Origin of the sequence: Kordiimonas pumila (assembly GCF_015240255.1) — a bacterium.
Classification (GTDB): domain Bacteria; phylum Pseudomonadota; class Alphaproteobacteria; order Sphingomonadales; family Kordiimonadaceae; genus Kordiimonas; species Kordiimonas pumila.
Map to the genome: position 1 here is coordinate 957325 of NZ_CP061205.1, position 26748 is coordinate 984072.

Annotated in this window: 19 protein-coding genes; 10 read left to right on the forward strand and 9 right to left on the reverse strand. The window is 48.5% G+C overall.

Annotated elements, in window-relative coordinates:
• Nucleotides 1–10 precede the first annotated feature (10 nt).
• The 3 genes from ICL80_RS04225 (at nt 11) to ICL80_RS04235 (ending at nt 2562) form a co-directional block, all read left to right on the forward strand.
• Nucleotides 11–544: an RNA polymerase sigma factor gene (locus tag ICL80_RS04225; RefSeq protein WP_194214867.1), complete on the forward strand. Its 534-nt coding sequence runs from the start codon at nt 11–13 to the stop codon at nt 542–544.
• Nucleotides 541–1695 carry a FecR family protein gene (locus tag ICL80_RS04230; protein WP_194214868.1) on the forward strand — a complete coding sequence of 385 codons (1155 nt, stop codon included), beginning with the start codon at nt 541–543 and terminating at the stop codon, nt 1693–1695. Before ICL80_RS04225 ends, ICL80_RS04230 begins: the two co-directional genes overlap by 4 nt.
• 156 nt (nt 1696–1851) lie before the next feature.
• Nucleotides 1852–2562 carry a hypothetical protein gene (locus ICL80_RS04235; RefSeq protein ID WP_194214869.1) on the forward strand — a complete coding sequence of 237 codons (711 nt, stop codon included), beginning with the start codon at nt 1852–1854 and terminating at the stop codon, nt 2560–2562.
• A gap of 330 nt (nt 2563–2892) precedes the next feature.
• On the opposite strand, the gene ICL80_RS04240 is transcribed toward ICL80_RS04235, so the two are convergent.
• A complete protein-coding gene (locus ICL80_RS04240) occupies nt 2893–5124 on the reverse strand; it encodes a TonB-dependent receptor (RefSeq protein WP_194214870.1) in 2232 nt (743 codons plus the stop codon).
• Between the two features lie 498 nt (nt 5125–5622).
• On the opposite strand from ICL80_RS04240, the gene ICL80_RS04245 reads away from it, so the two are divergent.
• On the forward strand, nt 5623–6597 hold the full coding sequence (locus tag ICL80_RS04245; protein WP_194214871.1) for an MBL fold metallo-hydrolase: 975 nt from the start codon (nt 5623–5625) through the stop codon (nt 6595–6597).
• Here ICL80_RS04245 and ICL80_RS04250 read toward each other — a convergent pair whose 3' ends face one another.
• The 6 genes from ICL80_RS04250 to ICL80_RS04275 form a co-directional block, all read right to left on the reverse strand.
• Nucleotides 6598–7854, reverse strand: coding sequence for a valine--pyruvate transaminase (locus tag ICL80_RS04250; RefSeq protein WP_194214872.1), 1257 nt, complete (start codon nt 7852–7854; stop codon nt 6598–6600).
• 19 nt (nt 7855–7873) lie between these two features.
• On the reverse strand, nt 7874–9292 hold the full coding sequence (lpdA, locus tag ICL80_RS04255) for a dihydrolipoyl dehydrogenase (protein ID WP_194214873.1): 1419 nt from the start codon (nt 9290–9292) through the stop codon (nt 7874–7876).
• A 1-nt stretch (nt 9293) separates the two neighbouring features.
• Nucleotides 9294–10586, reverse strand: a complete 1293-nt coding sequence (locus ICL80_RS04260) for a dihydrolipoamide acetyltransferase family protein (RefSeq protein WP_194214874.1) — start codon at nt 10584–10586, stop codon at nt 9294–9296.
• Nucleotides 10587–10599: 13 nt separating this feature from the next.
• On the reverse strand, nt 10600–11616 hold the full coding sequence (locus tag ICL80_RS04265) for an alpha-ketoacid dehydrogenase subunit beta (RefSeq protein WP_194214875.1): 1017 nt from the start codon (nt 11614–11616) through the stop codon (nt 10600–10602).
• A 5-nt stretch (nt 11617–11621) separates the two neighbouring features.
• Nucleotides 11622–12872: a thiamine pyrophosphate-dependent enzyme gene (locus tag ICL80_RS04270; RefSeq protein ID WP_194214876.1), complete on the reverse strand. Its 1251-nt coding sequence runs from the start codon at nt 12870–12872 to the stop codon at nt 11622–11624.
• A 367-nt stretch (nt 12873–13239) separates the two neighbouring features.
• A complete protein-coding gene (locus ICL80_RS04275) occupies nt 13240–15480 on the reverse strand; it encodes a TonB-dependent receptor (protein ID WP_194214877.1) in 2241 nt (746 codons plus the stop codon).
• Nucleotides 15481–15826: 346 nt separating this feature from the next.
• Here ICL80_RS04275 and ICL80_RS04280 point away from each other — a divergent pair, with 346 nt between their 5' ends.
• The 3 genes from ICL80_RS04280 (at nt 15827) to ICL80_RS04290 (ending at nt 19071) form a co-directional block, all read left to right on the forward strand.
• Entirely contained in the window at nt 15827–16813 is a 987-nt protein-coding gene (locus ICL80_RS04280; RefSeq protein WP_194214878.1) for an alpha/beta hydrolase, read from the forward strand.
• Between the two features lie 34 nt (nt 16814–16847).
• The gene (locus ICL80_RS04285) at nt 16848–17876 is read left to right on the forward strand and encodes a histone deacetylase family protein (RefSeq protein ID WP_194214879.1); all 1029 of its coding nucleotides are present in this window, start codon (nt 16848–16850) and stop codon (nt 17874–17876) included.
• Between the two features lie 124 nt (nt 17877–18000).
• Entirely contained in the window at nt 18001–19071 is a 1071-nt protein-coding gene (locus ICL80_RS04290) for a PepSY-associated TM helix domain-containing protein (protein WP_194214880.1), read from the forward strand.
• Nucleotides 19072–19098: 27 nt separating this feature from the next.
• Here the strand turns inward: ICL80_RS04290 and ICL80_RS04295 are convergent, their stop codons facing one another.
• Nucleotides 19099–19854, reverse strand: coding sequence for an AraC family transcriptional regulator (locus ICL80_RS04295; RefSeq protein ID WP_194214881.1), 756 nt, complete (start codon nt 19852–19854; stop codon nt 19099–19101).
• Nucleotides 19855–19924: 70 nt separating this feature from the next.
• Nucleotides 19925–20551 carry an FMN-binding negative transcriptional regulator gene (locus tag ICL80_RS04300; RefSeq protein ID WP_194214882.1) on the reverse strand — a complete coding sequence of 209 codons (627 nt, stop codon included), beginning with the start codon at nt 20549–20551 and terminating at the stop codon, nt 19925–19927.
• 229 nt (nt 20552–20780) lie between these two features.
• On the opposite strand from ICL80_RS04300, the gene ICL80_RS04305 reads away from it, so the two are divergent.
• Genes ICL80_RS04305 through ICL80_RS04315 form a run of 3 tightly spaced genes read left to right on the forward strand, consistent with a single transcriptional unit; the run spans nt 20781 to nt 26720 of the window.
• Nucleotides 20781–22157, forward strand: a complete 1377-nt coding sequence (locus ICL80_RS04305) for an amidohydrolase (protein ID WP_194214883.1) — start codon at nt 20781–20783, stop codon at nt 22155–22157.
• Nucleotides 22154–23395: an amidohydrolase family protein gene (locus tag ICL80_RS04310; RefSeq protein ID WP_194214884.1), complete on the forward strand. Its 1242-nt coding sequence runs from the start codon at nt 22154–22156 to the stop codon at nt 23393–23395. Before ICL80_RS04305 ends, ICL80_RS04310 begins: the two co-directional genes overlap by 4 nt.
• A gap of 19 nt (nt 23396–23414) precedes the next feature.
• Nucleotides 23415–26720, forward strand: coding sequence for an amidohydrolase family protein (locus tag ICL80_RS04315; protein ID WP_194214885.1), 3306 nt, complete (start codon nt 23415–23417; stop codon nt 26718–26720).
• Nucleotides 26721–26748: the final 28 nt, after the last annotated feature.

Here is a 26748-nt window from a genome sequence, read left to right on the forward strand (position 1 = left end):
GCAGGAAGACGTGTCAAAAACGCGGAACATAAGCCAGAAAATGCACCCACACTGGCCGGTATGGAAAGCCTATGCACCGCGGCTTCACCGGTTTCTCATGTCTAAACTATCCAGCCATGATGAAGCGCAGGACTTGATGCAAGAGGCTTATTTGCGCCTTATTCGTATTGAAAAGCCTGAACTGGTGCGGCACCCTGAAGCGTATCTGTTTCGCATAGCGTCTAATCTGGTTGGTGAAATGTTCCTTAAAAAGGCTCAGGCGCCAAAAGAAGTGGCGATTGAGGATATCGCTGAGACCAATGAAGAAGGTGACAAGGGTGCATTTGCGCATACTGTTTACATAAAGCAGGAACTCAAAAACCTAGAAGATATATTTGCCGAACTCCCCCCGCTATATAGAGAAGTAGTAATGCTCCGTAAACGAGATGGCCTTAGTCATGCTGAAATTGCCGAACGGCTTGAGATTTCACCCCATACCGTCCATAAATATCTGACACGCGCGTTAACCGAATGCCGAATTCGCTGGGTGGAGAAAAACCAATGAGCAAAATATCCACAAAACAGCGAGCTATAATTGAAGAAGCAAGCGACTGGGTTGTGCGGCTTGATGGCGCACCGCTTGGTGTGCCGGAGCAAAAAGAACTGGCTGATTGGCTTCAGGCTTCCCCTGAAAATGTGCGCGAGTTCCTATTTGCGGCAACCACTTTTCACGCGCTTGCAGATATTGAAACATCAGAGCGATTACCTATTGATCTGCTTCTTGCCGAGAAAGCACCCAGTGTCGTACCGCTGTTCCGTAAAAGCGCAGAGGAACAGATTTTTGATCATAAGGATGCAGTGCCGGTGCGTTCTTTTAGCAAGGTATGGAAACCCTTGGCGCTTATTGCAGCAACTTTGTTATTTGTTGCTGTGTCGGCCACCACGTTTTGGCAAACAGCACCGGATATAGCAGAGCAGGAAGTTGCCTATAGCACGGTGGTAGGTGAGCAGCGCAGTGTCTCTCTCATCGATGGTTCGGTAATCTATCTGAATACAAACTCAAAAGTTGCTGTTCTTTATAAGGATAATGAACGTGCTATACAGCTGATTGAAGGCGAGGCTCTGTTCAAGGTTACACATGACCCAACTAGGCCTTTCAGGGTTTATGCGGGTGGTGCGATCGCAGAAGCAGTTGGCACTACTTTTAATGTATACAGGCGGCACGACCAAACAGATGTTGCGGTTGTGGAAGGCAGGGTTGCAGTTTCGCCTATTGGTGAAACCGCATCAGCGCAGACTATAGATTCTGAAAGTATGCAGGATTTTGATAAAATCGGGTCTGCAAAAAAACATCAGGCAAAGCTGTATCTTACAAAGGGCCAAGAAGCCGCCGTTGGTTTAAGCGGCACAATTGCGCCAGTTCGAATGCGAGCAACAGATGATATTATGTCGTGGCGCAACAGGCGATTGGTGTTTGAAGCGGCTCCGCTTGAAGCAATCGCGCGGGAATTCAACCGGTATAACAAAGTGAAAATTGTTATTGCTGATCCGCTTATCTCGAAGGTTGAATTTGATGGTGTTTTTGACGCCGATGACCCGGAAGCGTTTATCCGCTTTTTGAAGTTAACAGGTAGTATTGAAGCCGTGCGCACCTCTGAACATGAGATACAGCTTCGAAAAATGCTAAAACCTAAGGTGGCCGAGCAAAAGGTTTAGCATCGGTGTTTTGAGTGTGCCCTTGCATTTACTATTCGTTGTTTTGGTATGTCGGCTAAAGTTTTATCGTAGCTTCTACCTGAGTAACCGCTTTTATTTACGGAATAAAATCCCTAAAGTGCCACAGGGCTTTGAACATATTTAGGGTATGTGATTGTGCAAAAAGGATGGCTGCGGCTTCCATTTCTATGTCTTCTCTTATGCTGTTGCTCCGTAACAGTAGTGGCCGGCCAGCCTGACTGGTCTGAAGAAAAAGTTGGCCGCTTGGCGGTTAAGGCTGACCGGGCTGCAACGCAGAAAAACTGGACAAAAGCTATCCGCTACGGTGAGGAAATGCTGGAGGGTGCCTCTGCCTTATATGGAGAGACTGACGAAGATTATTTAAACCGATTGAAAACCCTTAATCGGTATTATGATAAAGCAGGCCGCCTGCTTGAAGTTAGCGATCAAGTTATAAAAGCCTACCAGCTTTCTAAAACCAGCCTTGGCCCCCGGCATCATATTTCAGAACTTAGCAGGCTGCTGTATTACAAACTGCTCATTGCCAAGAAAGACTATAGCGCGGCGGTGGTGGTTGTTCAGGAAAATATTGCGCTGCTTTCTGATAGCGAAGATGACAAATTTAAACGCCTCCATTATATGGAGCAGCTTTTTTCGCTTTATGGCCTGTTGCAGCAGCGTAGCCTTGAAGAGCAGACGTTACTTGAGATGCTAGATCTTAGCAAAGAGCTAATGGGGCCGGACAGCGCCGAGAATATGCCCATTATTTTAAATTTGGCGAACAGCTATTGTCGGCAAAATAAGGTCGAGGCCTTCAATGCTCTTATGAAATTGTATGACCTTAAGTATACCTGCCCGTTTTATTGAGCTGTCTTTGGGGTGCAAGGGCCATATTATACGCCGAGGCTTGAATTGTTTCCACTGAGTATACATATACCGAATGCGGTCACAGAGCAGTAGTTTTACTACTCGACCCCCAATCGTGCGCTTTGTGGCCGCACCTTCTTATCAGGGGTGTTCCCCGAAAATGCTATTCCCAATGATACAGTGAGATACTGAGTCCACACGGCACCATAAAGGCGTTGTCTCTTTTCAGGTCGACTAGGTTTTCGTGCAGGTGTTTTTAAACGTGGCATAAAAACACCCCGCCTGCGCTTGATACGCGGCGGGGTGAATAGGGAGGAAAGCAAGGTATAATTAAAACTCGTAATCCAGCCGCACGCCAAAGCTTCTTGGTTTGGTGTAAGATGCTGTCGCACTAAGGCCAACAAAGCCGGGGCTTACGAAAATGTTATTCAGTTCGGTATCATTTTCAATGTTGGTGACATAACCAGTAATGGATAGCCCAGAATCGCCAGCATAATAGGTTATTGTAGCATCGGTTTTGGTGTTAGGGGCCTGCCGGTCAATAAGCGGATCATTATATTCGCGCATAAAGAGCTCACTGTGCCATGATGAATTGATCGCTGCAACAATGCTGCCTTTATCACCCAGTTCAATACCGTATTGTAGGCCAACACTGATTGTGTGATTGGCCACATATGGAACTGTGTTACCTGCAAGGTCTGTCCGGCCCAAGCCCTCTGGGTCACCCGGGTTGAAAACCGGGTTAGGGTCACGGGGATCAGTATTATAATATTCGTCGAATTTGGCACTAATGTATGAGTAGGCCGCATTCATCAGCAGGTTTTCTGTAATCTCGAACTGGGTGTCAATTTCCAGACCGTATAAGGTACTGCCTGCAGCGTTTGTTGTTAGCTGGCCGGGAGCATTGTTCACCGTTGTAAGGGTGGTGAGCTGCATATCGTTATAGCTGTAATAGAAGGCATCAGCGTTGATCTGCATCCGTCCGTCAAAGGGGTTGGATTTAATGCCTACTTCATAAGCGTCGACCGTTTCAGCGTCGTATGGTGCGCCGCTTGACGAAATATTAAAGCCGCCAGCCTTATAGCCTGTTGAAGCACTGGCATACACAAAGACATCTTCACTGGCATCCCATTCAATGCCTGCTTTCCATGTGACCTGCGAGAAATCAACTTCAACATCGATCAGGTCTGGTGGGAACGGCGCCCCAAAGTTACCACGGGTAATTTTAGAGCCGCTTTTTTTATCTTTCGTGTAGCGAATACCGCCTGACAGGCGGAATGTGTCTGATAGGGCATATTTTACATTACTGAAGGCGGCTTTTGTTGAGCCTGAACCGTATTCATCGAGTAAAAAATCTGGCAGGTTGATAAAAACAGTGCCGCCGCCGACAAGGCCGTTTAGGCGCACACGGCGGAAAATATAGGTGTCTTCAGAGAAATAATAAGCACCCAGCATCCATTCAAGGGGGCCGTCTGTGTTCGACGCTAAACGGAACTCAACACTTTCTGCTTCGTTTTCCTGATCTTTGTTAAAGAGGCTCACCTCCACAGGGGAACCGTCAAAGTCTTGCAGAATGTTTGTGTCCTGCCAGAATTTACCGGCCTGCAGGAAGGCATCCACACCGCCAAAAGACTTTTCAACGCGCAGGAAGCCATAGGTGGTTTCGGTATCATTATAGCCCGAAATTTCGCTGTTGTTTACAAGTGGATCAGCAGGGTCTGTTGGTACAGTTGCCAGTAGGGCCTGTGTTGGGCCGGGGCCACCTATGTTACGTTCAAGGTACTTCATGGCAATACCTGTGCCGTTCAGTTTGCTATAGTTCAGTGCCAAAAGTATCTTGAGATCTTCTTTATTATCATACTGTAGCTGCCCGCGCATAGTCAGGTCGCCGTCTGTGCCATAAAAAGGCCTTGTGCCGGGCGCGCCAGAGTTGTTTTTAACGTAACCATCTTCTTCTGTATGTACGAGGGAGAAGCGGCTGGATACAGTTTCACTGAGCGGTATGTTTAAAATGCCGCGCATTTCAACAAGATCGCGGTTGCCGTAACTAAAGCCCATTTCGCCCTCAAACTCGTCGCTGGGCGCGTTGGAAATAACATTCACCACACCGCCGGTTGCGTTACGGCCATAAAGGGTGCCTTGTGGGCCTTTCAAAACCTCAACGCGGCTAATGTCATAAAACACAGCGCTACCACCAGCAGGACGCGGGATATAGAAGCCATCGTTATAGAAGGCAACGCCTGAATCAGAGATGGATGTTGTACCCTGAAGGCCAATACCGCGCATGGCAATTTTGAAGCCGTCCTGTTCCTGCCCGACATGCAGGTTTGGAATATAAGACTGCAGATTTGATACATCATCGATGCCCCGGCGCTCCAGTGTTTCGCCACTGAAGGCTGAAATTGCTACAGCTGTATTTTGCAGGTTGGCTTCGCGTTTTTCGGCGGTCACAACAATTTCTTCAATGCTGAAAAGGGCCTTGGACCCAGTGTCTTGTGCCTGTAAAGTAGCAGGCGCTAGCAGCGCTAACACCATAACACTTGGACGGATGCTCATTCTCATTTTTTTCCCCTAAACTGGATGCACGGGCTCAATTCATGCCTAAGTTTTTCGCGCAGTTTCTTCCCCAAGAATTCAAGCGCATTACCTCTTCCCCAAGGTTTATCATGCACTCTTTTGATAACCCCTCATAACGATAGAGGGCTTTCAGGTATCCTTGCTGTTAGTAGATACTCTATTTACATATTTAGTCAAGCAATAAATGGATACAGTTTTTATGAATGTGGTTTGATTAAGTTTAATTTATTCATTGAAAAAACACCATCATCATAGTCTGACGTTTCATTTTTTTTACAATAAATCCTTTATATACAGTAATTAATGGCGTTATGTTGGCAGTGTGATTATCATTATAAGGAGTTGTGCGTTGGGTGCGGCGGGTAAGTTATTTTTATAAAGTGAATACACTTTTTGTAAAACATGGTTTATAATGCCTACACCTTTGTCATGTCGTATAAAAGGTGTGGCTAAGGTGGTTATAGATAGAACGGGTTCATTACTATGCGTGTGGCATTTTTAGTTATTTTTCAGGTTTTGGCTTTTTTGTGTTGTGCGTCTGGCCTTTTAAGGGTGCATGCAGGCGAGGAAGAAAAGGCAGGTCTTACCCTCACAATTTTAGGCTCAGGAACACCGGTTCCCAGCGCTACGCAGTTTGGTACTGCTATTTTGGTGCAGGCTGGGGATCAGGCCTTGTTGTTTGATTGTGGTCGTGGCTGCACCACCCGCCTCGCTGAGGTTGACCCGGCTTTAATTCCAAAAGTTAACCACCTGTTTGTAACGCACCTACATTCAGACCATATTGTGGGCATAGATGACCTGTGGCTCAATGGTTGGGTGCAGGGCAGAACGGCACCTTTGGCCATTTGGGGACCTGAGGGAACCACAGAGATGATGCATAATATGGCGAAGACATTTCAGTATGATATCAACAAGCGTTATGAAGACGGTGTGCCAGCAACCCGTTCTGGCCTTGATGACGCTTTTGCTGATATTACCCATAATGGTACTGTGTATGATAACGGCGGGTTAAGGGTAATAGCTTTTGAGGTAGACCACTCGACTGTTAAGCCTGCATGGGGGTACCGTGTTGAATATAAGGGTAAGGTGGTTATGATTTCAGGCGATACCACGCTTACAGATAGTTTATATACATACGGGAAAGGGGCTGATGTTATTGTGCAGGAGGTGATGTCACCAGCTCTGATAGCGTATCTTGAAAGCCACTTTAAACCGGAACAGGTTGCAAGAATTGTTGGTTACCACACAACAGCAGGGCAAGCGGCAAAGCTATTTGCCCAAACCCGCCCGCGACTTGCTGTATATTATCACACCAGAAATGACGGTGCTTTTGCCCAAACCCTTCTTGATGAAACCCGCAAAGGTTACGGCGGTGCTGTTGAGGTTGGTTATGACCTGATGCAAATTATTGTGGGTGATACTATTATTGTGCAACATGCACCAGATCCAGCCCCTTAATCAGCCCTCTTCATAGGCTTTCGCCACTTCTTCTTTGATGATGCGAATGCCTTCCTGCACAATGTGTGGGTCTTGCGCATAGGATACTCTTATACATTCATGCTTGTGCGCCCAGTCGTCACCGAGGCCAACAAAAAAGTTATGGCCCGGCACAATAAGGACGCCGCGTTTTTTAAGGCGCTCATAGAGTGTTTGGCTGGTAATAGGCAGCCCTTCAAACCAAAGCCACAGGAAGATGGCGCCTTCAGGTTTGTGAATGCGGAAAGGCAGCCCCTCAAGACTTTCCCTAAACCATTTCGCTGTCTGGCTTGCGCGGTCTTTGTAAAACGGGGTGATATATTTTTCGCTCAGCGACAGAATTTCGCCTGTTTTAAACATGGCTTTAGCAAGTGCAGGCCCCAGTGTGCCGCACGCCAAGTTTACAATAGTGTTGGCGTTTGTGAAGGCTTGAATGATGTCTTCACGGGCAACAACAATGCCGGTACGCACACCCGGCAGGCCAAGCTTAGAAAGGCTCAGTGCCAGAATGATATTGTCATTCCAGTAAGGGGTGGCATCGGTAAACATAATATTAGGGAATGGCAGGCCGTATGCCCCATCAATAATGAAGGGAATATCCTGTTCTTTTGCCATGGCATCAAGATGCAGGATTTCATTGTCTGTTAGTACATTACCTGTTGGGTTTGTCGGGCGTGATACACAGAGGGCAGCGGTGCTTGCATCGAGTTTTAGGCTGGAGAAGTCTACCCGGTATTTAAACAGTGCATCATCGAGTAGCTCAATATTTGGTTTTGTTGCCGTGAAAAAGCTTTCCGAAAGTCCGGTATCAGCATACCCGAGATATTCTGGTGTAAGAGGCAGGTGGATGGAGGTGTTACGTCCATCTGGCATGGTGCCAGCAAACATATTGTAGAGTATGAAAAAAGCCGACTGGCTGCCATTTGACACTGCAATATTATGCTCGGTAAGGCCCCAGTTAAACTGGCTGTTAAGGAACGCAGCAATCTGCTGCCTGAACTCTTTGTCCCCTTGGGGAGACTGGTAAATACCCAGCAAGCTATGCCTTTGTTTGGGGTTGGCAAGAATGGCTTCAAGTCGTTGCTGGAATGCAGCTTCAACTTCCTTAATGTGACCGGGGTTGCCGCCGCCCATAAAAATCATATCCGGGTTTTCATTAAGGGCAGTACCAAGATCAAGCATCAATTCAACAGTGCCAGATGGGCTAGTGAATTTTTTACCAAAAGCTGAAAGTTTCACAGCGAATATCCTTGTTGCGTCAGTTTGTTATATGAATGGCTTTACCGAGGGCTGCAAGTGATGCTTCCATCGTTGCCTCGCCGAGCGTGGGGTGCACATGAACGGTGTGGGCAAGGTCCTCTAGGCGTGCGCCCATTTCAAGAGCTAAAGCAAATTCGTTACTTAGTTCTGATACATGGGCCCCAACTGCGTGGATGCCTAAAATAACATGGTCTTCTTTGCGGGCGGTGATGCGTACAAAGCCGCCGTCTGTACCAGCTTCCATTGTGAGGGCGCGGCCAATAGCGGCAAATGGGAACTTGCCAACAATGACATCATGCCCGGCGGCCTTTGCTTCGTCAGGTGTCAGGCCAACACCTACGATTTCGGGTTCAGTGAAACATACGGCGGGTATGGCAACCGGATCAAATGCCCGGCGGTGGCCTGCAATAATCTCTGCAACCATTTCGCCTTGTGCTGATGCCTTGTGTGCCAGCATGGGTTCGCCGACCAAATCGCCAATTGCCCATACATTCTTCATGGCAGTGCGGCACATTTGGTCAACCTTGATAAAGGCACCGTTCATGTCAATGCACATGGTCTCTAGGCCCCAGCCTTTGGTGTTTGGCGCACGGCCGACGGTAACCAGCACTTTATTTGCAACAAGGGTGTGTTCCACACCGTCGGCACCGGTATAAACCACAGAGGCTTTGCCATTCTCTGTTTTGGCAGATTGTACTTTGGCATTTGCCAGAACAGGGGTTTTATGTTTTTTGAGCCATGCCTCGATCGGGCGGGTCATTTCCTTGTCGTACAGCGGCAAAATACGATCCCTGCCTTCAAGGAAGGTGACATTCGCCCCCAGTTTTCTATATGCAATGCCAAGCTCTAGCCCAATATAACCAGCACCAATAACAACCAGATGTTCTGGTAGTGCTGCAAGGCTTAGCGCTTCGGTGGATGAAATAACAGCATCACCATAAGGCATGTTTGGCAATTCAACAGCGCTTGACCCATTCGAGAGCAACACGTGTTCAGCCTCAATCGTCAGGGGGCCTTCAGGTGTTTCAACAGTGCAGGTTTTGGCGTCAGAAAATGTTGCCCAGCCTTTAACCAGTTCAACACCTGCTTTTTTAAGAAGGGCCTCAACGCCGCCATTTAGTTTGTCAACAATGCCGCTTTTCCAGTCCATCAACTGTTCCACATTAAGCTTTGGTGTGCTTTCAAGCGATATACCAAGCTTGGCGCTGTCAGCATGGCTGGAGAGTTCTTCAAACCGTGTTGCAGCATGAATGAGAGCTTTTGATGGAATACAGCCCCGTATCAGGCAGGTGCCGCCCGCGCGGTCTGCTTCAACAATAATGGTATCAAGGCCAAGCTGGCCAGCACGAATGGCGGCAACATACCCGCCAGGGCCAGCGCCCACCACCAGTAATGTGCAGGATTTTTTATTACTCATATCATGCTTCCTCAACAAAGATGGCACCGGGGGTTTCAAGAATGTGCTTTAAAGCCTGCACCAGCTGTGCACCGTCAAACCCGTCGACAATACGGTGGTCAAATGATGAAGACAGATTCATCATTTTGCGAATGACAATCGTGCCGTCTTTCACGACGGGCCTTTCCTGTATTTTGTTAACGCCGATAATGGATGTCTCAGGGGCATTGATAATAGGTGTTGTGGCAACGCCGCCAATCGCCCCAAGGCTGGTGATGGTAATGGTTGAGCCACTTAGCTCATCGGTTTTGGCGGTGCCATTTCTGGCGGCATCTGACACACGGGCGATTTCTGCGGCAACTTGCCAAATGCTCAGACTTTCAGCATGCTTTATAACGGGCACCATCAGGCCTGCATCTGTCATAACTGCAATGCCGGCGTGGACCGCTTCAAACTGAGCTAATACTCCAGCTTCGTCGTCGTAGCGTGCGTTGCAGTGCGGGAAACGTGGCAGAATTTTAACAAGTGCCTGTACTAGGAAGGGTAATAGCGTCAGCTTTGGTAGGCCTTCTGCGCGGGTGGCATTAAGATGCTGTCGCAGCTCCTCAAGCCCTGTCACGTCTATTTCCTCAATATAAGAATAATGCGGAATAGTGCGTTTGGACTGCTGCATTTTTTGTGCGATCAAACGGCGCATGCCAATGATTTTTACATCCGTGTGGCCTTGGCGTTTGGTTTTACCGGGCCGGACAGCAAGCGCCCCGCCGGCTGCAATGAAAGCATCCAGGTCTTTATGGCTTATACGACCAGCCGGGCCACTGCCGGGCACTGCGGCAAGATCAATCGCTTCATCGCGGGCACGTTGCCGAACAGAGGGGGAAGCCAGCACGCCGGTGCCGAACAGTACGGTTTCAGGGGTTTTGCGGCCTGCGGGTTTTGTAGCCGCTGCCTCTTGATGCATAGCTTGTTGTTTCACTGGGGCAGGTGCTGCGGCAAGCTCTGGCTTTACATCAGGTTCGGCAGGCTTGCTGGTGGATGGCTCAGGTTTTTCAGGAGCAGAAACATTGCCGTCGCCCTCTACTTCAAAGCAGATCATTTCGCGGCCAACTGCCAAAATTTCGCCCGCCACACAGGCAAGCGAAACAACTGTGCCGCTCACGGGGGAGCTAACCTCAACATTGGCTTTGTCGGTCATAACATCAGCAATATGTTGGTCTTCTTCAACTGTATCACCGGGCTTTACGTGCCATGCGGTAATTTCAGATTCAACAATACCTTCCCCGAGGTCAGGCAATTTAAAACTAAAGTGTCCCATTGCTGTTATCCTCTTAATTTGTTTCAAGGGTGCGCTGTAGCGCTTCAATGATGCGGGTTTGGCTGGGGAAATATTCCCATTCGAAAGCATGGGGGTAGGGTGTATCCCAGCCGGTGACACGCTCTATCGGGGCTTTTAGATGCCAGAAACACGCTTCTTGCACTTCAGCGACCAGTTCAGCGCCAAAGCCACTTGTGCGGGTTGCTTCGTGGATGATGACACAGCGGCCCGTTTTGGCAACCGAGGCGGTGATGGTTTCTGTGTCGAGAGGGAGCAAGCTCCGAAGGTCAATGAGTTCGGCGTTAATACCGCTTGCCTTTATGGCAGCCTCTGCGACATGCACCATGGTGCCGTAGGTAAGGACCGTCACATCGCTCCCTTCCTGCCAGATAGAGGCTTTACCAATCGGGATAGTATAGTGGCCTTCAGGTACTTCGCCAGCAGGGTGGGCATTCCAGCTTTTCTGATCAACACTACCATGGCCGTAAAAAGGCCCATTATAAATGCGTTTTGGCTCAAAAAAGATAACCGGGTCATCATCTTCGATTGCGCTAATCAACAGGCCTTTTGCGTCGTAAGGCGTGGCTGGCATAATTGTTTTCAGGCCGCATACATGGGTAAAGATGCCCTCTGGGCTTTGCGAGTGGGTTTGGCCACCGCGAATGCCGCCACCGCAAGGTGCCCTTACGGTGACAGGTGCCCAGTACTCCCCGCCGCTACGGTGCCGCAGCCGCGCTAGTTCGCTGATAATCTGATCTATTGCTGGATAGATATAATCGGCGAATTGCATTTCAACAACAGGTCGTAGGCCGTTCACACCCATACCGATTGCAGCAGCTACAATGCCACCTTCTGCGATAGGTGCGTCGATTGCGCGGTGCGCACCGTATTTTTTATAAAGGCCTTCTGTGCACCGGAAAACGCCGCCGAAGTACCCAACATCCTGCCCCATTACAAATACATTTGGGTCTTTTGCCATTGTGCAATCAAGCGCTGAGTTGATGGCCTGTACCATTGTCATTTTAGCCATTTTATCTATATCCCCATTTGCTGACGTTGCTTGCGTAGGTGGTCTGGCATTTCCTTGAACACATCCTCAAACATGGTGGGTATGGGCCAATGGGGGCCTTCATCCAGCGAGCCGTAGGAAATTGCTTCTTTCCAGTCTTTTGTGACGGAGGCGGCCAGTTCTTCGGCGAGTGCTGTATGCTGTTCTTCGCTCCAGACACCAAGGCTAATGAGATGTTGCTTGAGGCGCTCAATCGGGTCGCCAAGCGGCCATGCTTTGCCCTCACCAGCAGCGCGGTAAGCGTCTGGATTATCGCTGGTTGAATGGCCTTCCGTGCGGTATGTAAACTGCTCAATGAAGGTTGGGCCGTACCCAAGGCGCGCACGCTCTGCTGCCCATTTGGTAACAGCGTAAACGGCCAGAAAGTCATTGCCGTCTACCCTAAGGCTCGGGATATTAAAGCCAATACCGCGCGCGGCAAAGGTTGTACCTGCTGAGGCAAAAGACTGCGGGGTAGAAATAGCCCACTGGTTATTGACCACATTCAGAATAACCGGTGCCTGATAGGTGGCGGCAAACAAAAGCGCGTGGTGAAAATCAGCTTCTGCTGTGCTGCCATCGCCCACCCACGCACTGGCAATATGGCTTTCCCCTTTATAGGCGGAGGCCATCGCCCAACCTACGGCTTGGCTATACTGGGTGGCAAGGTTACCGGAAATGCTGAAAAAGTTACCTTCTTTCCAGCTATAGAAAACTGGCATCTGGCGGCCTTTAAGGTTGTCGCGCGCGTTCGAGATACAGTGACACATCATGTCGACTAGCGACCGTTCGCGAACAAACAGCAGCCCTTGCTGCCGGTAGGATGGAAACAGCATGTCGCCGCTTTCAAGTGCCATTGCCTGTGCCACGGCGATTGCTTCTTCGCCGGTGCATTTCATGTAAAAGGAAAGCTTGCCCTGTCGCTGCATGCGGAACATGCGATCATCGTAGGCACGGACATGTACCATATGACGCAAACCTTTAAGCAGTTCGTCCGTTTGTATTTCAGGCTGCCACGGTCCAACTGCACAGCCTTTGTCGTCAAGAACACGAATAAGGCTGTAGGCTAGATCCTGAATATCCAGCGCATTGCAGTTAATGTCTGGCTTGGGGGCTGCACCTGCTGCGGGAATGTTTAAAGTGCTGAAATCGGGAGGGCTGCCGGGCCGTGACGATGCCTTTGGTACAAACAGCCGGCTTTTGTATGCCGGCTCAGCTTTTTGGTCTGTTTCAGTCATCGCGGTATTCTCCCATAACATTACCGTGACAGGCGAACGCCTAGGCGTTTCGTAGCCTGTTTTCTGTCTGTGTAATTATAGAGAAAAACGCGAGAATAAAGTATTCGTAGTGTGAGGTTTCGAGAGGTATTATTGTATATATAATACTATATAATTTATTTAATTATATAAATAATACACATTATAAAAATATATAGCATTATATATTTAATATATGGAAGCGCGACTCTGGCGCGCGGGCATGAGTGTTTCTGTGGGGAGGGGTTAAGATTAAGGCTGCCTGAAAGGTGGTATAGCGCGGCATAAAAAAGGGGGCCGATTGGCCCCCTTTTTATAGAGTGATTTTATATGCTATTTGTGAATAGCCTTACATGTGCCAGCTAAACTTGAAACCGATTGAACGTGGGCGTGTGATCGATCCAAGAGGTTGTGGATAAAAGTCACCGAACGGCGCGTTGAGAATGCCGTATTTGTCAAACAGGTTCTCTACATAGAAGGCTACTTCCACATTTTCCTGCACTTGCAAGGTTGCCCGTGCATCAACGAGGTGATAGCCGCCCCGCTGTGTCACTGACCCAAAGGCAACAGGCGCAGACGACAGGTAGGTGTGCGAGATGCTAACACGCGGCGCAAGGGCCACATCAGCAAAGTTGAAGTTCAACGTGTTGGCAATTGACCACTTTGAGGCACCCGGCAGTGTTGTGCCTTCAGGGTAACCACCAAGGCCGTTTGCGGCGAATGTATCAGGCACAAATTCGCTTACTTCAGCATCCAGATACGTGATGTTTGTGCTGAAATCAACGACTTCGTTAGCACGGAACATAGCAGAAAGCTCGAGACCGTTGATTTCTGAACCGCCAGCGTTCACCACATAAGAGTAGAAGAAAGGTGCCGGGGTGAACAGACGTACCTGCATGTCAGACCACTTGAGGTGGAAGGCGGTTAGGTCAATCTTAAGTCTGTTTTCCATCAGATCAAAGCGGGTGCCGATCTCATAGTTTTCAAGATTATCGGGTGCATAAGCTGCATCAACCGTGCCAGCAGGTAACCGTCCTGCGTTAGGGTTTACACCGCCGATACGGAAGCCTTCAGAATAGCGTGCGAAGATCATGAAATCATCATTTGGCTGATACTTCACAGTGACTTTTGGTGTAAAGCCATCTGCGCTTTCAGGGCCACCAAACTGTGTACCAACTGCGTCAACTGAGCCGATAAAGGCAGCACTTGGTGGGATGATAACCTGTGTTTCACTGGATGCATCAAAATAGCGGCCACCAGCTGTGATGCTGATTGCGTCTGTTACATCAAAAGTCACTTCACCAAAAATGCCGAAGTCTTCGTTTTCCTGATCAACGACATACTGGCTGATATAATCATTTGGTGCCACGAGGGAACCGGAAACGCCGCCGAAAAGGTCAGGGTTTGCATCAATGTAATCAGCAGCCCCTGCCTGATAAACAGCGTCGTTTGAATCCTTGGTGCTTTCTGCATATGAAACGCCCACTAACCAGCTAAAGCGGCTATCATTTTCTTTTGATGCTAGACGTGCTTCAAAATGTTTGCTGTCGGATTCAGCAAAGCCATCAGACCAAGTTGGCTCGCCAGCCACCAGATACCCTGATGTTGAATAATCAAAAACAATATAGCTTTCTTTGCTCGCTAGAGCGCCGAGCACAGTGAGGTCCGCAAAGCCAAGGTCTTGTTCGATCTTAAGGCTGTGCAAAAGCATTTCTGTTTCGTGTGGTTCAGCGACAACTGTGTTACGTGTCAGTGTAGGGACAGTCAGGTATGTTGCATCATCAAGATTTGTTTCCTGATACATGGTCATCCATGAGATCTTCGTTTTGTCACTTGGTGTGAACACAACAGAACCGCGCAGACCGCGTACAGACAGGTCGTTTACGCCGTCTTGACCAGTGCCGATGTTGTCAATAAAGCCTGCATCAAAGCGCTCGAGGGCAACAACGCGCACTGCAAGTTTGTCTTCAATGATGGGGGCATTAAACATGCCTTTGGCTGTGTAGTTTGGCTCGCCAGCATTACGTGTGCTACCGATAGAAGCTTCAAACGCAGCATCAAATTCGGATGGATCTGCTTCTTTGGCAATATAGTTTACAAGGCCGCCAAGGGCTGCAGCACCGTACAAGGACCCTTGTGGGCCACGAAGAACTTCAACGCGCTCAAGGTCAAAGGTGTCAACGTCAGGGATAACGATCGGCCAACCAGCTTCATTGAGCGGTATTTCGTTGATGTAGTAACCAACGGTTGTTTGGCCCTGCTCGTGGTATGTAGAGGCAGATACACCGCGAATAATAACTTCTGATACACCCGGCTGGTAGTCATTAAAGTGTACGCCAGGCAGGGTTGTGATATAATCAGACAGGCTTTCGGCGCCCATGTCAGAAAGCTGTGATCCAGTAACCGCACTAATAGCGCCCGCTACAGACCTTAGGCTTTCAGAACGTTTGTTGGCTGTTACGATAATCTCTTCAAAGACAGTGTCTTCTTTTCCCGCTTCAGCGGCGATAGTGGCTGGTATTGTTGCTGCATAACCGAGCAAGGCGCCACCAGTCATCAAGAATTTTTTCCAGTTTGTTGAGCAAAGCATCGCTTTGTCCTCCCGTTTGTTAATTGTAAATATAATTTACTTTATTCGGCACTGCGGGGCCTGAGTTTGATTCGCCCTCTCTGCCGCTTGGTGCATATATAGTAGGCTATCTTCTGGCCGAAAAAGCGTTTTCTAGGGTCAATTAGTTGCTCAATCAGGCCAAGTAGCATTATGCGGGATTTTGAAAGGCCAGATTGTGGCCCATTCTAAATAGACATAGGCCCATCTCGTGCAGCCTAAAGGTATGTTGCCGAGGTAATTATAGTGCCGAGCCACACCGGGGAGAAGGTAACATGACACTTTCTTGTTGGTAGGTATAGTCTGTTAAATGAAGAAAGAATTGTGTATGTCAGCTCCCCTAAAGGGCCAGAAAGTCAAACAAAATATGCTCACGCCGGAAATGGAGCAGTTTCAGGCTATTATGAAGGAGCGTTACGCGCAGTTCCCTGATTTGGATAGTGTTCCGTTTTCAGAAGTTCGCGATATTGTTGCGCAGGTACGTGAGCCCTTCTCAAGTGGTGGCCCCGAAATGGTTAAAACCACCGAGCAGTTTGTGCCAGTGTCTGGTGATAAAAAAGTGCGTATCAGAATGCACCGTCCAACGACGGATGAAACATTGCCGTGCCTGTTTTATTTACATGGGGGTGGCTGGGTTATGTTCAGCCTTGATACCCACGATAGACTAATGCGCGAGTATGCAGCGCGCGCTGGTGTGTGTGTTATTGGTATTGATTATAGCCTTGCACCGGAAAGCCGGTACCCTACGCAGGTTAATGAAAGCGTGGCCGCCGTTCTGTGGTGTGCAGAGCATGCACAAGACCTTGGTATTGATGCTGGCAAGCTGGCGATCGGCGGTGATTCCGCAGGTGGTAACCTGAGTATGGCAACATGCCTAAAGCTTCAGGAACAAGGTAAAGCAAGCCTGATTAAAGCAATGATTTTGAACTATGCGGTGGTAGATAGTGCGATAGCACTTGATCCTGTTGTAAGGCCGCAAGAAGTGGAATACCTGTTGACAACCGAGGAAATGATCTGGTTTTGGCATAACTATCTGGGTGATATTCAAAAAGACGGTATTGAGCCGTTTGTTTCCCCTATGCTTGCTGATCTGACCAAAATGCCTGCGGTCTATATGGCGATTGCAGGCTGCGATATACTATGCGGCGATAACCTGCGGATGGAAAAGCGCCTTAAAGAAAGTGGTGTTGATGTAAAAGCTGTTGTTTATGAAGGTGCCATACACGGCTTTTTGGAGACAGCAAGCTTGGGTGGTATTGCAAATGTTGCTTTGCAAGAAACCGCTGATTGGTTAAAAAACAGACTGGGTATGTAAGGTCGCTTTTATCGAGCGTTTTGGAAGTTTTTGTATGCGCTTTTTCTATTCTGACACTAATAAAAAGTATGACCCTGAAACATTTTATCGTAAAGGCACGGTAATTACGCACCCAGAACGTGCGATACGGGCAACGATTTTACATGATGCGCTTACGGCGGCTGGCTTTTCTGAAGGACCGGTAAAGGACTATGGCCTTGCGCCTGTTCTGGCGGTTCATACCAAAGACTATGTAGATTTTTTGTCTACCTTTTGGGCAAAGCGGGCAGAGATAAACGCTGACAGTACGGAATTTATTCCAACCCATTTCCCCCGTCTGCACATGCACCATAAACCAACTGGTCTGGAAGGGTTGCTTGGCTATTATAGTGCAGATACTTCAACAGCAATTCAGGCAGGCACGTGGGACGCAGTTTACGGTGCAGCGCAGGTTGCGCTTTCCGCTGCTGACGAAATGCTGGCAACCGGGGTTGCCTATGCGCTGTGCCGCCCGCCTGGGCACCATGCCTACGCGGATTGTTCCGGCGGTTTTTGCTATCTAAATAATACGGCCATTGCAGCGCATTATATTGGCGCCCAAAAAAACGGGCCGGTGGCGATCCTTGATATTGATGTCCATCACGGTAATGGCACGCAGGGTATTTTTTATAATCGCGGCGATATGCTCACTGTTTCCATCCATGCCGATCCTTCCAATTACTTCCCTTATTATGCAGGATATGCGGAGGAGACAGGTGAAGGGGCTGGTAAAGGCGCAAATGTGAACATGCCATTGGCCCACAAAACAGGTGATGATGCTTATCTTGCGGCGCTTGAGAAAGCACTTGATCGAATAAGGGATTTCAAGCCATCGGCACTTGTGGTTGCTCTTGGTTTGGATGCTAGCGAACATGATCCTATCGGTGTGCTGAAAATAACCACAGAAGGATTTAACCGGATTGCCCGTAAAATTGCTGCGGCTGGCTACCCCACTCTGTTGGTTCAGGAGGGTGGATATTTAACAGAACAACTACCACTTAATCTGGTTTCTTTTATCCGTGGCTTTAAGGCTGAAACGGCGTAAATCTGTATGCTTTGTTATATTGGGCCACTTTTTGGCTCAATCGCAAAGCAGTTGGACCCGAAACAACAAGCAAAATAGCCGCAGCAAACTAGAATGTACCAAATTCCATACTCAGGAGAGGTGTATGCGTTCTACGGCTTATAAAATTCATAAATATGTCAGCTTAACACTTGCTGTTCTTTGGCTCGTGCAAATCCTTACAGGGGTGGTTGCAGTCTTTGCGCCAGAGATGACTGCTGCAAAAATTGACAAGCCGCTTGCAGCTTTAAACCCTGAGGCATTTGAAGCAAGTCTTAACGCTTTTGATAAAGCGCATCCTGACTGGGAGCCGGGTTTTATCTTTACAACAAGTAGGGAATCAACCCGGTTTGATGTGTATTTCCATAATACGGTATCTGATGATTTGGGGTACCGTGCCGTTCGCATTGACGGAGACGGTGAAATTGTGGCTGACCGCATGATGAAGGATGACTTTTTTAGCTTCATTCTTAATATACACGAATCCCTGTTGATTGATGGATATGGTCCTACAATCCTTGGTATTAGCGGCATTTTTCTGCTGACTAACCTTATTCTGGGTATCCAGATGATTTGGCCGCAGCGTAAAAAATGGGGCAGCTTTTTCAAGCTTTCTCTAGGTGTACCTATTCGTATCAAGCTTTATAACTGGCACCGGCTTTTGGGCTTGTGCGTTGCTGTGCCAGCTGTGCTTGTTGTTGCAACGGGTGTGCTCCTTATCTGGTTTGAAGAGGTTAAGGGCGCGGTTGGTGACCCGTGGGCAGACCCGGTTGTGCCCGCTGTGCCTGATCTTGCAAGCAAGCAAACTGTCTCAATTGCAGATGCAATGCACATTGCCTTGAAAACATATCCGGCTGCGCGGCTTTCAATCCTATCCACGCCCTCAGTTGAGGAACCTTATTATATGATAAGGCTATTGCAGGACGGTGAAATCCGAGAGATTTTTGGTAATACCAAAATATATATCAGTGCTGTTGATGGCAGCATTTTGGCAAATTATGACCAGCTTAATGCTCCTGTTAGGGCGAGCATTTTAAGCTCGTTCTTTTCAATCCATCTTGGCAATGCCATTGGGCTGCCGGGGCGGATACTGGCGTTTGTGACAGGGATTATTTTGCTTGTGATGTCAGGTGTTGGTATTGCTCTGTGGTGGAAACGACGTCCACAAAGAGCATAGGCACTGAAGAGCGAGAGGTGTTGCTGCCTAGAAATATTTACTAGGTGGCACACCAAATGTTTTATGAAACATAGAGGTAAAAGCACTGGAGCTGTTGTAGCCTACATCGAAGGCAACAGTGGTAACGGGTTCACCAACAGAGAGGCGGGAGAGCGCCTCTAAAAGCCGCGCGTGCTGGCGCCATGTGGAAAAGCTCATGTTGGTTTCCTGCCGAAACAGGCGTGTGAAAGTGCGCAGGCTCATGCCAGCAGATTTAGCCCAATATTCAAGCGCCTGATTTTGCGTTGGGTCGTTTACAAAGTTTTGGCATATCGTTGATAGGCGCTTGTCTTGTGGCATAGGAATTAAAAGCGGTTCGATGGGCATTAGTTCAATTTCATCAAGAATAAGGCGCATGATACGGCCTTCACGGCTATCATGGTTATATTCAGCAGGAATTTTCATGGCTTGTAAAATAAGCGAGCGCAGTAACTCTGAAACCTCAATGACGCGGCACTTTTTAGGTAGGTTTGCCCGCGCATCTGGTTCTATATAAAGTGTTCGAATAGAAACATCGCTGCGGCAGGTTGCCATGTGCTCAACCCCGGCTGGTATCCACAGTGCTCGCTGCGGCGGCAGAATATAGCTGCCGTCATCTGTTATAATTGTGAGAATGCCCTTTATTGCATAAACAAGCTGGCTGCGTTTATGGTGATGCCAGATATCGATATAGCCTTTGGGATATTCATCCTCTAAAGCGGTAACTGGCCTGTTTATCACATCTAGCGCTGCGCTACTTTTCATCGTGCAGTCATCCTATATCAAGCCTGGTTTGAAATATCTCTACCAACCATATTTGCAAGAAGGCGCCTTGTTATAAGGTTGTTTCCACAATACTCATTTTCTTCATCAATTCAGCTACTTGGCGGTCACCAGAGCTTCCAGAAGCAAGGCCTTTGTATAAGGCTTCAATGTCTGGTTGGTCATTTTGCTGTGCCAGCCTTACCTGTGACATAGTAGCGGCTATATCTATTTCAAAACCAACAATGCCGTTTAATATTCTGCTTTTATACCCTGATACCTGCTCGATGCTCCAGCCGGAATCGGGTTTTTCCATATAATTACAAAGGTCTGTCACAATTTTGTCAACACCTTCTGCATCTTTTATAAGGCGCGGTGTGCCTTTGATATGAACTGTTGCATAAACCCACGTTGGTACGCGCGGGGTTGTTGTGTAAAGCGCGGGGGAAATATAGGCGTTAGGCCCCCAGAATATGACCAAAACCTCCTTGCCACTTTCAAGGTCTTTCCACAGCGGGTTGCGCTTGTCCATATGACTAATCAAGCGTCCGTTGCCAGTATTATCAATATCTATCATAAAAGGGAGCGGGCTACCCTGTAGGGAGATCTCTGCTGTAACCAATGTGCCCATCACAATCATATCGACCAGTGTTTTGGCTATTTTCGGGTCTTCAGAATAAAAGGGGGACGGGGCGTACATAAACGAGTTCCTGCTAAATGAATTATGGATATAATAATATCATACTATCATAGGTGAGGCGTGTCCTGATTTTAATAAAAGGACAATAACTATCTTTTTTGGGCCAAAATGTCTGGCCCAATTGCACTATTTAATGACCATTTGTCAAAAGCAGGCAATCGATACGAAGAGTACGGTTAGTATAAATAAATACAAATACGGGCAGGGTAGTTATGACAGGGCGCAACCTATGAATAAAATTACATATCTAGCAGTTTTTGTAATAGGTGCGTTATGTACCTATCTGGTTTATGAAGGGTTGCCCTTTCAGCAGAAGCAAGCTCTACCGCAGTTGGATGTAAACCCCAGTAGATATGAGCCTATCGCTTCTGGCCCAATCGTTATTCGGGGCGCTACTCTCTATGACGGATTAGGGGGTGTGACACAGGATACGGATATTCTTTTAGAGAGCGGTAAGATAAAATCTATTGGCGAAGGCATTCAGGTGCCCGATGGCACGCTAACGATAGATGGTACTGGAAAATATGTAACGCCCGGTCTTATCGATATACATACCCATTTGGGCACGGCCACGATGCCGTATTCTACTGGCGATGTAAGCAACTGGGATGTGAATGAAGCCACAGGCGCAGTAAAGCCTGAGGTGAGGGCAGAGCATGCAATTTGGCCTCAGGACCCGTCTTTTGCAACAACCCTTGCAGGTGGTGTTACAACACTTCAGGTACTGCCCGGCTCCTCGAACCTTTTTGGCGGCCTTGGTGTTGTGCTGAAAAATGTACCAGCACCCACGGCGCAAGCAATGAAATTTCCGGGTGCGTCGTTTGGCTTGAAAATGGCGTGCGGCGAAAACCCTAAGGGGTACGGCGATGAAGGCAAAGAGCCGGGCAGCCGTATGGGCAATGTTGCGATGCAGCGCCAAGCCTGGCTTGATGCACAAGCATATGAGCAGGAGTATAGGGCAGGTAAAAGACAGCGCGATTTGGGGCTTGAGGTTCTCGTCGCCGCTATGAAGGGCGATGTTAAGGTTCATGTGCATTGTTACCGGTCAGATGATATGGCAACCATGATGGATATGGCCAACGAGTTTGGTTTTAAAATCGCTGCTTTTCACCATGCAGTTGAAGCATATAAAATTTCAGCTCTATTGAAAGAAAATGGTGCTTGCAGCGCTGTATGGAGCGATTGGTGGGGTTATAAGCTTGAGGCATTAGACGGGATTCAGGAAAATGCTGCTTTTCTGGATGCTGCTGGGGCTTGTGTTGCTATGCACTCTGATTTTGCCTCTGTTGGGCAAATGCTTCCCATTGAAACCGCAAAAGCTATTGCGGCAGGCAGGCGTGCGGGTCTTGAAATTAGCACTGCGCACGCGCTGACTTGGATAACCAGTAACCCTGCTAAGATACTGGGTCTTGAGGATCAGATTGGCTCGCTTGAAACAGGCAAGAATGCAGATGTGGTTTTATGGTCAGGGGACCCTTTCAGCATATACAGCAGGGCTGATCAGGTTTTCATTGATGGGGCTGTTGTATATGACAGGCTAGACCCCAAGCGCAGGCCGGTAACAGATATGATGACGGGCCAGCCCGCAGCGGAGGACAAGCCATGAAAAAACAGCTTATAGGCCTTTTCCTGAGTGCGTGTATGGTTATGTCGAGTGCCACAAAAGCAGAAACATATGTTGTCACGAATGCGGCTGTTTTTGGGGCAGCAGAAGGTAGCGAACCAGTTTCCATTTTATTGAAAGATGGGTTGATTGAAGCTGTAGGGCCAGATGTTGCTGTGCCTGAAAATGCAACGGTGATTGATGCAGCAGGTAGGTTTGTGACGTCAGGCCTTATGAACTCAGCAACCGATTTGGGCTTGATTGAGGTGAATTCTGCCAAAGAAACTGTCGATATAAATGGCTCGGGGGATAATCTCGGGGCCGCCTTTGATGTTCAGTACGGGCTTAACCCTAATTCCATTTTGCTGGATGTTGCCAGAACAGAAGGGCTTGTGCGGGCGGCAGTTATGCCAACAACTGCTGATGCGTCAGGCTTTGCGGGTATGGGGGTTTTACTGCATTTAAATGCCGGGTTTAATATTCTGGGCACAGCAAAAGCCATGCTTGTTGCCAAGGTTGGCGGTGTTGGGGCGAGCAATAAGTCGCGCAGCGCCGTATGGGTGAACCTCTATAGTGCCTTTGAAAAGGCCGGGAAAGTAGAAGAAAACTCGGATGCGGCAACAAAAATTTTGCAAGCTGTTCTAGCGGCTGAAATGCCTTTGGTGATCGATGCGAACCGAGAGTCTGACGTACGGCAAGCCATTAGTTTTGCCGCCAAATTTGGTATCAGGGTTATTATTCTGGGAGGGTCAGAAGCATGGCGAGTAGCACCAGAGCTGGCGGCAGCCCAGATTCCAGTGATTTTGAACCCATATGATACACTGCCCGGAACCTTTGATGCGATGGGTGCCCGCGCTGAAAGCGCTGCTATTCTGCATCAAGCCGGGGTTCTTGTCAGCTTTTCGGTGACCAGTATTTATAAAAGCCATAATGCAGGCATTGGTCTGCGGGTTGGTGCTGGTTATGCGGCGGCGCGCGGCCTTAGTAAAAGTGCGGCGCTTGATGCAATTACGGTAAACCCCGCTAAAATATGGGGGATAGATGCTATGTATGGCACCCTTGCTCAGGGTAAGGCGGCAGACATCGTCATTTGGTCTGGCGACCCACTGGAGGCACTTACCGTTGCCGACAAGGTGTTTATTGGCGGCAAACCAATGGAGGCAAAATCGCGCCAGATGTTACTGCGGGATAAATATCACCCGTCAAAACAACACAATAGCTATCCTCCAGCATATCAGTAATTCAAAAATGGTGAAAAGCATGGGCAGTATCATTAGCAAAATACAATATGCAGGCTTCTTGGTACTGCTTGTCTTTTTACCGATGCAGGCTATGGCCAATACTGCCCTGCCGCTTGAGCCATCGCGCATAATAGAATTTGATACAGGTGAAGGCACGTGGATATCACTTGATGTATCACCAGATGGTAAACATATTGTCTTTGACCTTCTCGGCGATATTTACTTGCTCAATATCAAAGGCGGCACAGCAAAAGCTATATCGACAGGGATGGGGTTTGATACGCAGCCTGTTTTTTCTCCAGACGGGCGCCGTATTGCCTATGTGACAGATGCTTCTGGCGCGGAAAATATCTGGACCATGGCCTTGGATGGTCGCGACAAAAAGCAGGTAAGCTTTCAGGATACAGAGCGGGCTTTATTGTCACCTGAATGGTCTGCAGACGGGACGTATATATATGCTTCTCTCTTTAGGGCTGATGTGCACGGGCATGCGCTCCAGCGTTATAATGCTGATGGGTCAGGCGGCGTTAGCCAGATTACCACTATCAAAACGGAAACAGGTACCCAGAGTGTAAACGGTGCGGTGGCCTCCCGCGATGGTCAGTATCTTTATTATGCGCATATGGCTGGTGGGCTTGAGCTTGATGTGCTGGAAAAGTGGACCATTCAACGCAGAAATATAGCAACAGGTGCCGTTGATACTCTTGTTGCACCGGTACCAACACGCCTTGCTGACCCTGACGGCGGTACATATTTCCGGCCTGTAATTTCCCCTGATGGTACTAGCCTTGTGTATGGCACACGCTATATGGGACAAACCGGTCTAAGAATACGAAACTTGGAAAATGGTGATGATCGCTGGCTTATATACCCTGTTCAGCATGATCAGTTACAAGCCTCGCACATACAGGATATTTTGCCGCGCTATACCTTTATGCCAGACGGTAAGTCGCTGGTTTTATCAAAAGACGGCAAGATCAAACGGGTTGATATTGCTACAGGGAGTGAAGCAACAATAGCGTTTAAGGCGCATGTTGCTGTTGGCATTGGGCCAAACCTGAAGCAGGATATTCGCGTTGAAACTGGCCCTGTTCAAGCGCGGCTCATTCAGGATGCAGAGCAATCACCAAATGGCAAGAAACTTGTGTTCTCGGCGCTTGGCAAGGTGTACGTGATGGCGCTGCAAGACGGCGCCTTGCCGCAGCAGATAGGGCCGGATGACACACCTTCCTTTCAGCCGTCATGGTCACCAGATGGCACAAAGGTGGTGTATGTAACATGGACAGCCCGGAGTGCTGGCCATGTTTGGGTGGCTGAAGCTGGTAGTTCAGCACCTCCCCAAAGAATAACAACCGAGGCTGATTTTTATACCCACCCCGTGTTCAGCCCAGACGGCAAGGCTATTGTTGTGATGCGCGCAAGCAATAAAGCCCGCATGCATAACTACATGGAATATGGCCCCGTGCATAAAGGTAGCTTATTGAAATACCCTCTCTCAGGTGGGCAACCAGAAGTGCTGTACAGCGGCGAGTTTGGCAGTAAACCTCTCTTTAGCAAAGTGGGTGATAAAACCTACCTCTTTACAAGCGCTGGCCTGCAACAGTTAGAAGATGGCAAATTACAGCAAACCTTACAAGTTGTTGGCCCCGGCTGGTATTTTATGGAAGGCCCTGCCCCTGTTGATGGCTTGAAAGTTAGCCCGGACGGTAAATGGGCCTTGGCCCAGATTGCGCAGCAGCTTTATGTTGTTGAAGTACCAGCAGATACAGAGCAGCCTGTTACCCTCATAGACCCACAGGTCAGGTACCGTAAAATTACAGATGTTGGTGCAGACTATTTTGACTGGGCTGATGATGGCCGCACCATCACATGGTCTATTGGGTCAACCTTTTATCGGCGACCCCTTAGCGGTGTTGAACTGTTTGAGCCGGGCTCGGGCAATAAGAACGCTGACAGCCCTGAAGTTGGCAGTGCAGGCCTTGAGGCCTTTAAAGTCACTGTTGAAATACCGCGTGATACGCCAACAGGGTCTGTGTTGTTGCAGGGTGCCACGATTATTACAGAAGACAGTGCGGGTGTTCTTGAAAATGCGGATATTCTGGTAACAGATAATAAAATTGCGGCCATTGGCACATCTGGCACACTGGATGTGCCAGATGGCACAGAAATAATTGATGTTCAAGGGCGCTATATTATACCGGGCATGATTGATACACACCATCATATAGCCGATATTCGCCGTGAAATTTATGATTATGAGGCGTGGGGGCCATCAGCCGCGCTTGCGTACGGCGTAACAACATTATTTGACCCTTCCACACTCAGTATTGATATGATGTCCTATACCGACCTGATGGATGCGGGCCTAATGACCGGATCCCGTATTTACTCTACAGGCCCAGCCATTTTTTCTTTCAATGAGTTCCAGTCAAAAGACGAAATTCGGCAGGTGCTGTTGCGGTACCGTGATCATTACCGGCTGCGAAACCTGAAGATGTATAAAACCGGTAACAGAAAGGTTCGGCAGTGGTTTGTTGAAGTCGCAGCCGAGCTTGGTATGCAGCCAACCACAGAAGGCGGCCTTGCTATGAAGCATGGTCTAACCCAGATTATAGATGGGTTTGCAGGGCATGAACACGCTTTGCCAGCGGTGCCTCTTTATAAAGATGTTGTTGAACTGGTTAGTAAAAGCAGGGTTGGCTACACGCTGACCCTGCTTATCACCAATGGTGGCTATGAGGGGCAGGATTATTTTATCAGTCGGGATGATCCACAAAGTGACGCTAAGGTAAATAGCTTCTGGCCCCGATTTGTGATTAATGGCAAATTTTACGAACAAACGTGGCGGTCACCAAGTTTATATATGTTCCCCGCTACAGCAGAAAGCGCTAATCGCATTGTGCAAGCGGGTGGGCTTTTGGGGATTGGTGCGCACGGCGAGGCACCTGGTATTGGAACACACTGGGAAATGGAAGCTCACGCGATGGGCGGTATGAAGCCCGCTGATATTTTGCACGCTGCAACAATTGGCGGCGCAGAGATCATTGGTCGCCAGCACGATTTGGGCAGCTTGAGCGTGGGTAAGCTCGCCGATTTGGTAATCCTGAGCGAGAATCCACTTGTTGATATTAAAAATACTCGCTCCATAACAATGGTAATGAAAAATGGCCGCCTATATGAAGGGGATACCCTGAATGAATTATGGCCACGTAAAAAAACGTTCCAAACAACATGGTTTAAAGAAGATGGCTATATCCCAGAAGCGGCGACCGAGGCCTTGTTGCATCATCAAAATATTGCGGCGCATTACCTAGCGTGTCAGTAGTCTGTAGGCAAGTATAGTACAGAACTGA